The sequence below is a fragment of the Streptomyces sp. NEAU-sy36 genome (assembly GCF_013423905.1).
Lineage (GTDB): Bacteria > Actinomycetota > Actinomycetes > Streptomycetales > Streptomycetaceae > Streptomyces > Streptomyces misionensis.
On record NZ_CP058977.1, the window covers coordinates 872573 to 886494 of the forward strand.

The 13922-nt window shown below is 74.4% G+C and carries 16 protein-coding genes and 1 tRNA gene; 14 read left to right on the top strand and 3 right to left on the bottom strand.

Going from position 1 to position 13922, the window contains the following annotated elements; all coding sequences use genetic code 11:
• Positions 1-50: 50 nt before the first annotated feature.
• Both HZZ00_RS03910 and HZZ00_RS03915 read right to left on the bottom strand, forming a co-directional pair.
• Positions 51-551 (bottom strand): heme-degrading domain-containing protein, encoded by a 501-nt coding sequence (locus HZZ00_RS03910; RefSeq protein ID WP_180330886.1) that lies wholly within the window; start codon positions 549-551, stop codon positions 51-53.
• Complete coding sequence (locus HZZ00_RS03915; RefSeq protein WP_180330887.1) at positions 551-1621, bottom strand: Gfo/Idh/MocA family oxidoreductase; 1071 nt, start codon at positions 1619-1621, stop codon at positions 551-553. Before HZZ00_RS03915 ends, HZZ00_RS03910 begins: the two co-directional genes overlap by 1 nt.
• A 63-nt stretch (positions 1622-1684) precedes the next feature.
• Here HZZ00_RS03915 and HZZ00_RS03920 point away from each other — a divergent pair, with 63 nt between their 5' ends.
• From HZZ00_RS03920 to HZZ00_RS03985, 14 genes are all read left to right on the top strand, one after another.
• On the top strand, positions 1685-2815 hold the full coding sequence (locus HZZ00_RS03920) for an ROK family transcriptional regulator (protein WP_257585915.1): 1131 nt from the start codon (positions 1685-1687) through the stop codon (positions 2813-2815).
• A 227-nt stretch (positions 2816-3042) separates the two neighbouring features.
• Positions 3043-3372 carry a hypothetical protein gene (locus HZZ00_RS03925; RefSeq protein ID WP_180330889.1) on the top strand — a complete coding sequence of 110 codons (330 nt, stop codon included), beginning with the start codon at positions 3043-3045 and terminating at the stop codon, positions 3370-3372.
• 16 nt (positions 3373-3388) lie between these two features.
• Positions 3389-3664, top strand: a complete 276-nt coding sequence (locus tag HZZ00_RS03930; protein ID WP_180330890.1) for a hypothetical protein — start codon at positions 3389-3391, stop codon at positions 3662-3664.
• A gap of 83 nt (positions 3665-3747) precedes the next feature.
• The gene (locus HZZ00_RS03935; RefSeq protein ID WP_180330891.1) at positions 3748-4842 is read left to right on the top strand and encodes a hypothetical protein; all 1095 of its coding nucleotides are present in this window, start codon (positions 3748-3750) and stop codon (positions 4840-4842) included.
• Positions 4843-4905: 63 nt separating this feature from the next.
• Entirely contained in the window at positions 4906-5661 is a 756-nt protein-coding gene (locus HZZ00_RS03940; RefSeq protein ID WP_180330892.1) for a GntR family transcriptional regulator, read from the top strand.
• Between the two features lie 175 nt (positions 5662-5836).
• Positions 5837-6961 (top strand): TIGR03364 family FAD-dependent oxidoreductase, encoded by a 1125-nt coding sequence (locus HZZ00_RS03945; RefSeq protein ID WP_180330893.1) that lies wholly within the window; start codon positions 5837-5839, stop codon positions 6959-6961.
• Positions 6962-6968: 7 nt separating this feature from the next.
• Complete coding sequence (locus tag HZZ00_RS03950) at positions 6969-7667, top strand: phosphonatase-like hydrolase (RefSeq protein WP_180330894.1); 699 nt, start codon at positions 6969-6971, stop codon at positions 7665-7667.
• 1 nt (position 7668) lies between these two features.
• Positions 7669-8715, top strand: a complete 1047-nt coding sequence (locus HZZ00_RS03955; protein WP_180330895.1) for an ABC transporter ATP-binding protein — start codon at positions 7669-7671, stop codon at positions 8713-8715.
• Complete coding sequence (locus HZZ00_RS03960) at positions 8708-9586, top strand: 2-aminoethylphosphonate ABC transporter permease subunit (protein WP_180330896.1); 879 nt, start codon at positions 8708-8710, stop codon at positions 9584-9586. The genes HZZ00_RS03955 and HZZ00_RS03960 overlap by 8 nt, the downstream gene beginning before the upstream one ends.
• Positions 9573-10370, top strand: coding sequence for an ABC transporter permease (locus HZZ00_RS03965; RefSeq protein WP_180330897.1), 798 nt, complete (start codon positions 9573-9575; stop codon positions 10368-10370). Before HZZ00_RS03960 ends, HZZ00_RS03965 begins: the two co-directional genes overlap by 14 nt.
• A 55-nt stretch (positions 10371-10425) precedes the next feature.
• Entirely contained in the window at positions 10426-11481 is a 1056-nt protein-coding gene (locus tag HZZ00_RS03970) for a 2-aminoethylphosphonate ABC transporter substrate-binding protein (RefSeq protein WP_180330898.1), read from the top strand.
• A gap of 115 nt (positions 11482-11596) precedes the next feature.
• Entirely contained in the window at positions 11597-12376 is a 780-nt protein-coding gene (locus HZZ00_RS03975) for an HAD-IIA family hydrolase (RefSeq protein ID WP_180330899.1), read from the top strand.
• Positions 12377-12477: 101 nt separating this feature from the next.
• Complete coding sequence (locus HZZ00_RS03980) at positions 12478-13044, top strand: hypothetical protein (RefSeq protein ID WP_180330900.1); 567 nt, start codon at positions 12478-12480, stop codon at positions 13042-13044.
• An 8-nt stretch (positions 13045-13052) separates the two neighbouring features.
• The gene (locus tag HZZ00_RS03985; RefSeq protein ID WP_180330901.1) at positions 13053-13703 is read left to right on the top strand and encodes a class F sortase; all 651 of its coding nucleotides are present in this window, start codon (positions 13053-13055) and stop codon (positions 13701-13703) included.
• A gap of 62 nt (positions 13704-13765) precedes the next feature.
• Here HZZ00_RS03985 and HZZ00_RS03990 read toward each other — a convergent pair.
• A tRNA-Lys gene (locus tag HZZ00_RS03990) sits at positions 13766-13839 on the bottom strand.
• Positions 13840-13922: the final 83 nt, after the last annotated feature.

A 13922-nucleotide genomic window follows, 5' to 3' on the forward strand; every position in this document is an offset into this window, starting at 1 on the left:
TCCCGCGGTTCTCCCCCGAGGCCGAAGTTCCCCCGGTCGGCCGAGGCCGCTCAGCCCGCCGACGTGCCGAGGAACCTCTCCAGCGCCGCCACCACCAGCCGGTGGTCCTCCACCTGCGGCAGACCGGAGACGGTCACCGCGCCGATGACGCCGACGTCCGCCACCCGGATGGGGAAGGAGCCGCCGTGGGCCGCGTAGACGTCGGGGTCGAGGCGGGAGGAGTGCTCGAACGTGGTGCCCTTGGCGCGGAAGCGGGACCCGACCAGGTAGGAGGGGGCGCCGTAGCGCACGGCCACCCGGCGCTTGCGGTCGATCCAGGCGTCGTTGTCCGGGGTGGAGCCGGGCAGGGCCGCGTGGAAGAGCTGCTGGCCGGCGCGGTGGATGTCGATGGCGATGGGCAGCCGGCGCTCGCGGGCCATCTCCACCAGGAGGGAGCCGAGGGCCCACGCGTCCTCGTAGCTGAACCGCTGGAACACCAGGCGGCGTTCCTGTTCCTCCAGCTCCTCGATGGTGGGCGCGGGCGCGAGCTCGGCAGTGGTCGACTGGGACATCAGAGGCTCACCGTCACTTTCTCCTGGGCGGACCTGCGGGCCGCCTCCAGTACGTCGAGGGCGGCGGCCGCCTCCAGGGCGGTCACCGGGTTCGGCCCCGCGCCGGCGAGGGCGGCGGCGACGGCCGCGTAGTACGCCGGGTAGTCGCCGGGCAGGGTCGGTACGGGGGTGCCGCCACCGGTCAGCGGCGACTCGCCGGCGCCGATGCGGCCGTGCAGCGACGCGGGCTCGGCGCCCCACTGGGGGCCCGGGCGCAGGCCCTCGCGCAGGGCGCCCTCCTGGGGGTCGAGGCCGTACTTCACATAGCCCGCCTCGGAGCCCAGCACGCGAAAGCGCGGGCCGAGCTGGGGGGTCGTCGCGGACACGTAGAGGTGGGAGCGGACGCCGCAGGCGTGGGTGAGGGCGATGAAGGTGTCGTCGTCGGCCTCGGCGCCCGGACGGCGGACGTCCGCCTCGGCGTACACCTCGGTGGCCGGGCCGAACAGGACGAGGGCCTGGTCGACGACGTGGCTGCCGAGGTCGTAGAGCAGGCCGCCGATCTCCGCCGGGTCGCCCGACTCGCGCCAGCCGCCCTTGGGCTTCGGGCGCCAGCGCTCGAAGCGGGACTCGAACCGGCGGACCTCGCCGAGCGCGCCGTCCGCGAGGAGGGCGCGCAGGGTCAGGAAGTCGTTGTCCCAGCGGCGGTTCTGGAAGACCGACAGCAGCAGGCCGCGCTCCTCGGCGAGGGCGGCGAGCGCCCGGGCCTCGGCCGCGGTGCCGGCGACCGGCTTGTCCACGACCACGGGCAGGCCCGCGTCGAGGGCGGCGGTCGCGAGCGGGACGTGGGTCTTGTTCGGGGAGGCGATGACGACCAGGTCCAGCTCGGCCGCGCGGGCGAACAGCTCGTCGGGGGTCGCGGCGAGCGTCACGCCCGGGAACTCGCCGCGGGCCTGCCGCTGCCGCTCCGGGTCGGAGGTGACGACCGTGTCCAGGGCGAGGCCCTCGGTCGCGGCGATCAACGGGGCGTGGAAGACGGAGCCGGCGAGACCGTAACCGATCAGGCCGACGCGGAAGGGCGTGGCGGCAGTCATGACTCCCACTTTCGCAACGCCGTTGCCAAAGTGCAAGCGGTGGGGACAATGGGGCGTGTGAGCATGAACAGGGCGAGGGGCGGACGGGCCGGGACCGGGGCGGACGTGGGCGCGGTGCGGTCGCACAACAGCGCGCTCGTGCTCGGTCTGCTGCGGGGGGCCGGGGCGGCGGGGATCAGCCGGCTGGAGCTGGCCGAGCGGACCGGGCTGACCCCGCAGGCCGTCAGCAAGATCACCGGACGGCTGCGGGAGGCGGGACTCGCGGCGGAGGCCGGGCGGCGGGCGTCCACCGGGGGCAAGCCGCGCACCGTGCTGCGGCTGGTGCCGGAGGCCGGGCACGCGGTCGGGGTCCATGTGGACCGGGACGAGCTGCGGGTGGTGCTGATACGCCTGGACGGGGCCGTGGTGGGGGAGCGGCGCGGGGCGCTGGACCTGGGGGCCGGGGCGGAGGCCGTGCTGGGGACGGTCGCGGCGGAGGTGACCGGGCTGGTGCGGGAGTGCCTCGGGGAGTTCGGTGAGCTCGCCGAGGTGGACTCGCTGCTGGGGGTGGGGGTCGCGCTGCCCGGGCCGCTCGACCATGTGCGCGGGGTGCTGCACCGGGTCACCGGGTTTCCGGGCTGGGACGGGTTTCCGCTGCGGGACGCGCTGCGGGAGCGGCTGGGGGTGCCGGTGACGGTGGACAAGGACACCAACGCGGCGGCGGTGGGGCTGGCGGTCGGGGGCGAGGGCGGGTCCTTCGCCTATCTGCACCTCGGTACCGGGCTCGGCGCCGGGCTCGTGATCGACGGACGGGTGCACCGGGGGGCGCGGACGGGGGCGGGGGAGTTCGGGCACCAGGTCGTCCAGCTGGACGGGCCGCCCTGTGAGTGCGGGGACCGGGGATGTCTGGAGGCGCTGTGCCTGTCCGCCGTGGCGCGGGGCGACGTGGCCACGGCGGCGCGGGTGCTCGGGGTGGGCGCCGGGAACCTGGTGGGGCTGCTGGACATCGACCGGGTGCTGCTCGGGGGGCGGACGGTGGCGGCGGACCCGGAGCCGTACGTGCGGGGCGTCGCCGAGGTGCTGGCGGCGCGGACGGCCCGCGAAGGGGTACGGGAGGGGGTGCCCGTACGGGTGGCGGCCCGCGGCGAGGCGGCCGTGGGGGAAGGAGCCGCGGAGCTGGTACTGGGGGAGTTGTTCGGGCGAGCGGGGGAGTGACGGGGGCGGCCGGCGGGTGAGGTGTGCCGGCTGTCGTCCGGGAGGGTGGGGTGTGACGGCGAGGCGGGTACGGCTGTTCGTGACGAGGGATCGGCCGGGGCGCGCGGAACCCGTGCGCCGTCACGACGTCCCCGCTTCCCCCGCGGCGCGCCCCGGCGGTGTGCGAGCGGGTGTCCGTGCCGGGGTACTCGTGGGGTTGCTGTTGCCCCAGGGGACGGAGGTGCGGTGTGAAGGCGCTCAAGCTGAGGATCGTCACCGTGTTGGTGGGCGCGGGAATGCTCTGGTCGCCGGGGGTCGCGCAGGCCCTCGCGGCGCAGGGCAGGGGCTACGCGTACTGCGGGGTGGACCGCGCCTCCGGGCTCGGGGTGATGGCGGCCCGGAGCGTGCCCTGCGGGGCGGCGCTCGACGTCGCGGCCGCCTACACGAAGGGCCGGGCCGCCGAGGTGCACGCGGCCGGGTCACGGTGGGTGTGCGGGGAACGGCAGGGGGACCCCGACCCGTACCAGGCCTGCGCCGACGTACGGAGCGGTGGCCGGGTGGTCACGCTGGTCTCCTGAACCCCCGGAGGTTCCCATGCCGTCCACGCGGCTCTCCGCGCTCGCGGCCGGTGCCGTGACGCTGCTCGCGCTCTCCGTCTCCGTCCCGGCGGCCCGGGCGGACACCGGCTGCGACCGGGCCCTCGCGGCCGCCGAGCGGGCGGAGCGCTCCTACGACGCCATGAGGGCGGACCTGCTGCGCGCCGTCGCCGACGGCGGCCACCCGGACATCTCGCAGGAGCGGGCGCTGCGCCGGGCCGAGGCCGAGCGGGACGCGACCGCGTCCGCGGCCCAGCGGGCCTGCCGCCCCTGACCCCGGCCGATCGGGGGGATCTGCGGGCGCCACCGGAGCGGCGCCGCGGGATTCGGGGCCCGCACCGGCATGGTCATGTGTTCATGCGACTGTGCACGCCCCTGCACCCGCCCCTGCGCTCGTCCCCGTCCCGGTTCCGTCTCTTCCGCACCCCGTCCCGCCGTCTCCCGGCCGCGCGCCCCCTGCCGCCCCACCGCCTGCCGCCCCGCCCCCTGACCCTGCGCGCCCTGGGTCTCGCCGTGGCCGCCGTCCTCGTCCCCGGGCCGGCGGCCGCCGTCGACGCGGGGCCCTCGCCGTCCTGCGCGGCGCCGGGCGAACGGGACTTCCCGCTGGCCACCCGGATCCGCGGCGGCCCCGACTCGTACCGGCCGGGCGGCGGCCGCGGCACCTGGTACATCGACCTCACCAACACCACCACCCGCTCCTGCCCCGCCGTTCACCCGGTCGTCGTCCTCGTCGACGACCGGCACGCGCTGCGGCCGGAGCAGGCGCGCCTGGACTTCCACGACGGGTCCCGCAGCCGGCCGGTGGCATTCGACAGCAGCGACGAGAAGGAGTTGATCGGCGTGCTGGACGCACCCGGATTCGGCGGCTTCACCGTGCCGCCCGGCAAGACCGTCAGCGTGCGGGTCCGGCTGGCGCTCACCCGTGACGCCGCCGTCCCCGACCAGGTCACCGCGAAAGCCGCCGCCGTGCAGCGCCGGGGCCGGGACGGGGACTGGGTCGGGGAGTCCAACGTCTACCGGTTCGGCGTCGGCACGCCGGGCGACGGCGCGGGGGAGACCTCCGCGAGCCCGGACACGGACCGCACCCCGGTCGCACAGCACCTGCCGGAGGGGAGCACCCGCACCAGCACCAGCACCAGTACCGGTGCCGGCACCGGCACCGGCACCGACACCGGCACCGGCACGGGAACGAGTACGGACCCGGAGGCGAGCGCGGGCACGCAGGCGAGTCCGGACGCCGGTACCGCCACCGGCCGGTCGTCCCAGGACATCGACGGCGCGGCCCCCGCCAACCCCTCCCTCTCCTTCGCGAAGGACGCGCAGGAGGCCGGGGAGCGCGCCCGCGAGCTGGCCCGGACCGGACCCGGCCTCACCCACGGACTGTTCGCCGCGGCCGGCGCCCTGCTCTGTGTGGCCGGCGCCGCTTTCCTGGTGGCCCGCGGGCGCCGCTGACCTGGCGGCGCCGACTCCCCACCCGTGGCCGCCCCGACGGCTCCCGTCTGCGACGATCCCTGCGTGGACTACCCCTATGAGCAGGCCCCAGGTGCCCCGGTCCGGTCCGGTATCCCCGAGCACGGGCGGATCCCGAAGTACTACGCGGTGAAGGCCCGGATCGCCGCGCTGCTGGAGGAACTGGGGGAGGACAGCGTCATCCCGACCGAGCGGGACCTCGCGGAGCGGTACGACGTCGCCCGCGAGACCGTGCGGCAGGCCGTGCGGGAACTGGTGCTGGAGGGGCGGCTGCGCAGGCGCGGGCGCGGGACCGTGGTCGCCGGACCCAAGCTGGCGCAGCCGCTGTCCCTGGCCAGCTACACCGAGGGGGTGCGCCGGCAGGGCCGTACCCCGGGCCGGGCGCTCGTCACCCTGGACCGGTTCCCCTGCCCCGGCCCGCTCGCCGCCGAGACCGGGCTGACCCGGGGCGAGCCCGTCTGGCACCTGGAGCGGGTGCTGCTCGCCGACGAGGAGCGGGTCGGCCTGGAGAGCACGTACGTGGCCGTCGAGCGGGTGCCCCGGCTGGACTCCGACTTCGACGCCGACTCCTCCTTCTACGGCTATCTCGCCGCCCAGGGCATCACCTTCGGCGACGCCGACGAGCGCATCGAGACCGTGCTCGCCACCCCCCGCGAGGCGCTGCTCATCGGCACCCCGCCCGCGCTCCCCATGCTGCTGATCCACCGGGTCTCCCGGGACGCCGACGGCCGCCCCCTGGAGCGGGTGCGGTCGCTGTACCGGGGCGACCGGTTCTCCTTCACCACGCACCTCCAGGGCTGACGGAACCCCTCCCGCCTTCCGGCGCCGTCCCGCCGTTTCGTCGCGTTCGATCCGCTACGGGCACCTCCTTATGTAACGACAAGATAACGGGTCTAGCCCAAACTTGGAGGGTCGTTCACCGTCCCGTCGACGCGCGGACGTCTTCGGTTACCCGCCCCCGAGCACCGTTGGCGTCGTGAGAGTGACAGTCGTCGGAGGCGGCGTGGTCGGCACCATGCACGCCTGGCAAGCAATCGAACGTGGCCACGAGGTCGTACAGATCGAGCGCGAGGCGGAGGCGCGCGGCGCGTCGCTGCGCAACTTCGGGCAGATCTGGGTGAGCGGCCGGGCGGGGGGCGAGGAACTGGAGACCGCGCTGCGGGCGCGGGAGCTGTGGGAGGAGATCGGCGGCCGGGTGCCCGCGCTGGGCTTCCGCGCCAACGGCTCGCTCACCCCGGTGCGCACGGACCTCGAACTGGCCGTGGCCGAGGCCGCCGTGGCCCGCCCCGACGCCGCCGCCCGCGGCTACGCGCTGCTGACCCCGGGCGAGGCCCGCACGCTCAACCCGGCGCTGCGCGGCGAGTTCACCGCGGCCCTGCACTGCGAACGGGACGCGGCGGTCGAGCCCCGCACCGCCCAGCGCGCCCTGCGCGAGGAACTGCGCAAGTCGCCCCGCTACACCTTCCTGCCGGGCCGCGAGGTCCGTGACGTGGTCGGCGCCGGAGCCGTCCGCGACGACCACGGGGACGTGCACCACGCCGACGCGGTCGTGCTGGCCACCGGCGCCTGGCTCGGCGGTCTGGTCCGCGAGCTGGCCGGTCCCGAACTGCCGGTGCGCCGGGTCCGGTTGCAGATGATGCAGACGGACCCGCTGGGCGAGGCGCTGCCCACCTCGGTGGCCGACGGTGACAGCTTCCGCTACTACCCGGCCTACGCCTCCCCGGCACTGGACGCGCTCAACGCCGGCCAGCCGCAGCCCGAGACCGCGGCGGCGCACAAGATGCAGCTGCTCATGGTGCAGCGCGCCGACGGCGGTCTGACCATCGGCGACACCCACGAGTACGAGCACCCCTTCGCCTTCGACACCGTCGAGGAGCCGTACGAGCACCTGAAGGGCGTCGTGGAGACCCTGCTCGGCCGGCCGCTGCCGCGCATCCGGCACCGCTGGGCGGGGGTGTACGCGCAGTGCGCCGACAAGAGCCGCGTGGTGCACCGCCAGCAGGTGAGCGACGGGGTATGGCTGGTCACCGGGCCCGGCGGCCGGGGCATGACCTGCTCCCCCGCGATAGCCGAGACCACCGCGAACGAACTGGGCTGGTGAGCACCCCATGACCGACACCACCACCGACATCCGCCTCGTCGTCCTCGACATGGCCGGGACCACCGTCGCCGACGGCGGGCTCGTGGAGCGCGCCTTCGCCGAGGCCGCCGCCGAACTCGGCGTCCGGGAGGGCACCGCCGAGCACGCCGAGCACCTCGCCTACGTCCGCGCCACCATGGGCGAGTCCAAGATCTCCGTCTTCCGGCACCTGTTCGGGGACGAGGAGCGCGCCCGGCGCGCCAACGCCGCCTTCGAGAAGGCGTACGGCGAGCTGGTGGACGCCGGGCTGATCGCCCCCGTCCCCGGCGCCCGCGAGGCCGTCGAGGCACTGCTCGCGAGCGGCCGCGCCGTGGTGCTGACCACCGGCTTCGCCCGGGTCACCCAGGACGCCATCCTGGCCGCGCTCGGCTGGCGGGACCTGGTGCCGCTCACCCTGTGCCCGGCCGACGCCGGCGGGCGGGGGCGGCCCTTCCCGGACATGGTCCTGGAAGCCTTCCTTCGCACCAAGGCGGCCGAGGACGTACGGCAGGTCGCCGTCGTCGGCGACACCTCGTACGACGTGCTCAGCGGTGTGCGCGCGGGCGCCGGACTGGTCGCGGGCGTGCGCACCGGGGCCCATGGCGACGAGCAGTTCCGCGCCGCCGGGGCCACCCACGTCCTGGACTCCGTGGCCGGACTGCCGGCGCTGCTCGCGGGAGCCCGGTGAGATGAGCATCCGCTTCGATTCCGTCACGGTCGCCTACGACGGCAATGTCGTCCTCGACTCCCTCGATCTGAGTGTCGAGCCCGGCGAGGTCATGGCGCTCCTCGGGCCGTCCGGCTCCGGCAAGACGACCGCGCTGCGGGCGGTCGCCGGGTTCGTCCGGCCCGCCTCCGGGCGGGTGCTCCTCGGCGGCCGGGACGTGACGGACCTGCCGCCGTACCGGCGGGGCATCGGGATGGTCGTCCAGCAGTACGCGCTCTTCCCGCACATGCGGGTGGACGAGAACGTGGCCTTCGGACTGAAGGCCCGGGGGACGGCCAAGAGCGAGATCCGGCAACGGGTCGGCGAGGCACTGGAGATGACCGGCATGGCCGCCTACGCCCGCCGTCATCCGCGCGAGCTGTCCGGCGGACAGCAGCAGCGGGTCGCCATCGCCCGCGCGCTCGCCATCCGGCCCGGCGTGCTCCTCCTGGACGAGCCGCTGTCCGCGCTCGACGCCCGGCTGCGCTCCGGGATGCTCGCCGAACTCGCCCGGCTGCACCGCGAGTTGCCGGACGTCACCATGCTGTACGTCACCCACGACCAGGTCGAGGCGCTGACCCTCGCCGACCGGATCGCGGTGATGGACAAGGCACGGCTGCGCGCCTGCGGAACGCCCAGGGACCTGTACCGGGCGCCCACCGACGAGTTCACCGCGTCCTTCGTGGGCGGCGCGAACCTGCTGCCGGTGACGGTCGGTTCCGGGGGTGTCGACGTCGCCGGCCGGGAGGTGAAGGTGGACACGGCGGGAGCGGTCGCGGGGGCGCGGGCCACCCTGTGCGTCCGGCCGCACCTGATCGGGCTCGGCGCGGGGCCGAACCAGCTCACCGGCGTGGTCCAGGAGATCCAGTGGCGGGGGGCCACGCACCGGGTCCATGTGAAGGTCGGCGAGCACGACGTCATGGCGGACGTGCGCGAGCTGCGGGACCCGCCGGCGCGCGGGACCGAGGTCGCGCTGCACTTCGCCGCCGACGACGCGGTGCTGCTGCCCGCGGGGGTCGGCCATGGCTGAGGCGGTGCGCACAGCGCGGGTCGTCCGCGCCGGCGCGGGCGGCTCCCCGCGTTCCCTCCGGGCGTTCGCCTGGGCCCTTCCCCCGGTCGCCCTCCTCGCCCTCTTCTTCCTCTACCCGCTCGCCCTCGTGGTGCGGCAGTCCTTCCGGCCCGACAGCGGCGGGACCTCCGTCCGGCCGTACGCCGACGTGTTCGCCTCGGAGGCGTTCCGGCAGGCGCTGTGGACCACCGTGTGGCTGGCGCTCGCCGCCACCGTCGGGTGCCTCGTGCTCGGGTTCCTGCTGGCCCTGGTGATCGCGTTCGTGCCGTTCCCCGGGGCGAAGGCGGTGGCGCGGTTCGTCGACGTGTTCCTGTCCTTCCCGTCCTTCCTGATCACGCTGGCCCTGCTGTTCGTCTACGGCAGCGTCGGCATGGCCAACGGCGCGTGGACCGGGCTGACCGGCGCGGCGCAGGGGCCCTTCCAGTTCCTCAACACTCCCTGGGGCGTGCTGCTCGCGGAAGTCACCTACTTCACGCCGTTCGTCATGCGGCCCCTGCTCGCCGCCTTCTCGCAGCTGGACACCGCCCAGCTGGAGGCGGCCGGTTCGCTGGGGGCGCGGGCGCCGCGGATCGTACGGAAGGTGATCCTGCCGGAGGCGCTGCCCGCGCTCGCGGCCGGCGGCAGCCTCGTCCTGGTGCTCTGCCTCAACGAGTTCGGCATCGTGCTGTTCACCGGCGCGAAGGGCGTCACCACCCTGCCGATGCTCGTCTACAGCAAGGCGATCCTGGAGTCCGACTACCCGGGCGCCTGTGTGGTCGCCGTCGTCAACGTCCTGATCTCCGTGGGTCTTTACGGCCTCTACCGGGTGGTGAGCCGTCGTGCTGGTGCATAGCCGAGGGGCCAGGTGGGCCCTGTGGGCGGTGTTCCTCGTCCTCTTCCTGCCGCTGTTCGCGCTGCCCCTGCTGGTGGTGCTGGGCGCCTCCTTCGCCACCCACTGGTCCAGTGTCCTGCCCTCGGGCCCGACGCTCGCCAACTACCGCTCCGCGACCCAGGGCGAGGCGCTCCAGGCGCTCGTCACCAGCCTGCTCACGGCCGCCGGGGCCAGCCTCCTCGCACTGGCCGCCGGCACCTGGGCCGCGCTCGCCGGGGCGGCCCTGGGCAAGCGGGGCAAGCGGGTGCTCGACGCCCTGTTCGTGCTGCCGGTCGCGGTGCCCTCGGTGGTGGTGGGCCTCTCCGTCCTGGTGGCCTTCTCCCAGCCGCCGCTGCTGCTCAACGGCACCCGGTGGATCGTGATCGTCGCGCACACCGTGCTGGTCACCGCCTTCGCCCACCAGTCCGTGGCGGCGGCGATCACCCGCCTCGACCCGGCCTACGAGCAGGCCGCCGCCTCCCTCGGCGCCCGGCCCTCCCGGGTGCTGTGGCGGGTGCGGCTGCCCCTGCTGCTGCCCTCCCTCACCGCGGCCGCCGGACTCTGCTTCGCCCTGTCCATGGGCGAGCTGAGCGCCACGATGATGCTCTATCCGCCGGACTGGACCCCGCTGCCCGTCCTGATCTACGCGGCCACCGACCGGGGCGCCCTGTTCAGCGGCTCCGCCGTCGCCATGGTGCTGATGGCCGCCACCCTGCTCGTCCTGTTCGCCGTCTCCCGGGTCCGCACCCGGGCGTCGTACCGCTGACCCTCCCGCCGTCTCCCTCCCGACCGCCGTGAAAACGCCAGGAGTCCGTTCCGCCATGTCCAGAACCCGCGTCTCCCTCGCCATAGCCCTCGTCCTGCTCGCCACCCCCGCGCTGTCCGCCTGTGGCGGCTCCTCCGCCGCCTCCGACGCCAAGGAGGTCACCGTCTACAGCGCGGACGGCCTCAAGGGCGAGAACGGTGACGGCTGGTACGACAAGGTCTTCGCGGACTTCACCAAGAAGACCGGCATCAAGGTCAAGTACGTCGAGGGCGGCTCCGGCGAGGTGGTGCAGCGCGCCGTCCGCGAGAAGAGCAACCCGCAGGCCGATGTGCTGGTCACCCTGCCGCCGTTCATCCAGGAGGCGGACGGCAAGGGCCTGCTGGAGAAGTACGAGCCCAAGGACTCCACGGCGGTCAGCGGGGCCGACAAGGCCCCCGACGGCACGTGGACGGCCGTCGTCAACAACTACTTCGGCTTCGTCTACAACAAGAAGGAGCTGAAGCAGGCCCCGAAGACCTGGGACGACCTGCTCGACGCCAGGTACAAGAACAAGTTGCAGTACTCCACCCCGGGCGTCGCCGGCGACGGCACGGCCGTGCTCATCCAGGCCATGCACGACCTCGGCGGCAAGGACCAGGCCCTCGCCTACCTGAAGAAGCTCCAGGCCAACAACGTCGGCCCGTCCGCCTCCACCGGCAAGCTGGCGCCCAAGGTGGACAAGGGCGAGCTGCTGGTCGCCAACGGCGACGTGCAGATGAACTTCGCGCAGTCCAAGACCATGCCCAACCTCGGCATTTGGTTCCCGGCCGGCAAGGACGGCAAGCCCTCCACCTTCGCGCTGCCGTACGCGGCCGGGCTCGTCTCCAAGGCCCCGCACGGCGCCAACGGCAGGAAGCTCCTCGACTTCATGCTGTCACGGCAGGCCCAGGCCGAGGTCAGCTCGGTCGGCGGGGGCTTCGCCGTCCGCGAGGACGTCAAGGCCACCGACGCCAACGCCGCCGCACTCGCCAAGCTGATGGACGGCGTCGGGTTCTTCCAGCCCGACTGGAACGACATCGACAAGAACCTCGCGTCCTACGTCGACGACTGGAAGTCCGCGACGGGCAGCTGATCGCACGGACTCCGGGGTACGGATCGGCCGGGTCTGGCTACGCTGGGGAGCGTCGGTACGCCGTGGTTCCGGCGCCCCCGTCCGTTGATCCCACGCATGCCAGGAGACGCACAACATGGCAGACCGCAAGCCCATCGAATCGTGGCTCACCGACATGGACGGCGTCCTGATCCACGAGGGTGTGCCGATCCCCGGCGCCGAGGCCTTCCTGAAGAAGCTGCGCGACTCGGGCCGCCCCTTCCTGGTCCTCACCAACAACTCCATCTACACCGCCCGCGACCTGCACGCCCGGCTGCGCCGCATGGGCCTGGACGTGCCGACCGAGAACATCTGGACGTCGGCCCTGGCCACCGCCCAGTTCCTGAACGACCAGCGCCCGGGCGGCAGCGCCTACGTCATCGGCGAGGCCGGCCTGACCACCGCGCTGCACGACATCGGCTACATACTCACCGACCACGAGCCCGACTTCGTGATCCTCGGCGAGACCCGCACCTACTCCTTCGAGGCCCTGACCAAGGCCGTCCGGCTGATCAACGCCGGCGCCCGGTTCATCGCCACCAACCCCGACAACGTCGGCCCCTCCACCGACGGCGACCTGCCCGCCACCGGCTCGGTCGCCGCCCTGATCACCGCCGCGACCGGCCGCAGCCCGTACTTCGTCGGCAAGCCCAACCCGCTGATGATGCGCGCGGGCCTGAACGCGATCGGCGCCCACTCCGAGACCTCCGCGATGATCGGCGACCGCATGGACACCGACGTGCTGGCGGGCCTGGAGGCCGGGATGCGCACCTTCCTGGTGCTCAGCGGGGTCACCCGGATCGCCGAGGTGGACCGCCACCCCTTCCGGCCCTCCCGGATCGTCGACTCCATCGCGGACCTCGTCGACCTCGTCTGAGCCGGCCGGGTCCGGGCATCACCCGGACGGAGCAGCGGAGCGCCCCCCGAGGTGCGGGGGCGCCCGGGCCGGGGGAACCTCCTGATGTCTGGAGGTTCACGATGGGCTCACTACCCCTCACTGTGTGCAGCGGCCTGCTGGCCGTCGCCGCGCTCGGACCGGCGGCCCAGGCGGCCCACGCGGCGGGCGGCGGCACCCTCGCCGCCGTGCCCGAGTCCCCCGCGCCGGGGACCGACGTGACCCTGCGGGTCGACGGCTGCACCGGGAGACAGGCCACCGCCGTCTCCCGCGCCTTCGTCAGCGACGCCCGGCTGACCGGCGCCGGGGGCACCTTGTCCGGCGAGACCCGCGTGGGCTCCTCCGTCGGGCCGGGCGCCTACGACGTCAAGGTCACCTGCGCGGACCGGGTGGTCGACGGCACCATCACGGTCGTGGCGAAAGGGGCCGCCAAAGGAGCCGGCGCGAGCGCCCAGGGACAGCCCGGCGGGCCGCCCGCCACGCCCGTCGCCCCGGTCGACGCGGGCGGTGGCGCCACCGCCCGGTTCGCCACCGTCGCCACCAGCGGGAGCGGACCGGAGACCGCCCAGGCCCTGACCGGTCTCGCGCTGGCCTCGATCGCCGCCGTCGCCGTGGGACTGCGCGCCCGCCGCGGCCGCCGCCCGCACTGAGGGCGCGGATGCGCGAAGAGCACCTCCGCGGCCGTCTGTGCACCGCCCTGACCTGGGCGGTGCTGCTGCTCGGGCTGTGGCTGTGGGGGCGGGCCGTCACCGCCGTACCCCAGGAGGTACGGCGCCCCGCGACCGGTGATCTGTTCGCCCTCGGCGCCACCGCGCCCGTCCGGCTGCCGCCCCCCGCGCGGCCGCTGCCGAACGCGCTGCCCCAGCGCATCGACATCCCCCGGCTCGGCGTCCAGGCGCCGGTGGTGACCCGCGGTCTGGACGCGCGCGGCGCGCTCGACCCGCCGCCCTTCGGCCAGCCCGGCGTGGTCGGCTGGTACGGCGCCGGGACCCGGCCGGGCGCGAGCGGTGCCGCCCTGATGGTGGGCCACCTCGACACCGACACCCGGCCCGCCGTGTTCCACGGGCTGCGCACCCTCACCCCCGGCGCCGCGGTGCGGGTGGTCCGCTCGGACGGCAGGGTCGCCCGGTTCACCGTCGAGGACGTCCGCGTCCTGCCCCGTACCCGCTTCGACGCCCGGCAGGCCTACGCGCCGCGCGTGCCCGGCCGGGCCGAGCTGCGCCTGATCACCTGCGGCGGCGGCTTCCGCGACGGCGCCTACACGGCGAACGTGGTCGTCTCGGCGTACCTCACCGGTGCCACGGGGTGACATGACAGTGGCCCGGCATGCGGAAAGGCCCCTCGCTGCTGCGAGGGGCCTTTCCGTGTCGGTGCGCCGCCAGGGACTCGAACCCCGGACCCGCTGATTAAGAGTCAGCTGCTCTAACCAACTGAGCTAGCGGCGCCTGCTGACAGAGAGAACTCTACCTGACCTGCGGGGGTGCTGATGACCACGCGGGGGAGGCCGCAGGGGGTGCCGTACATCATT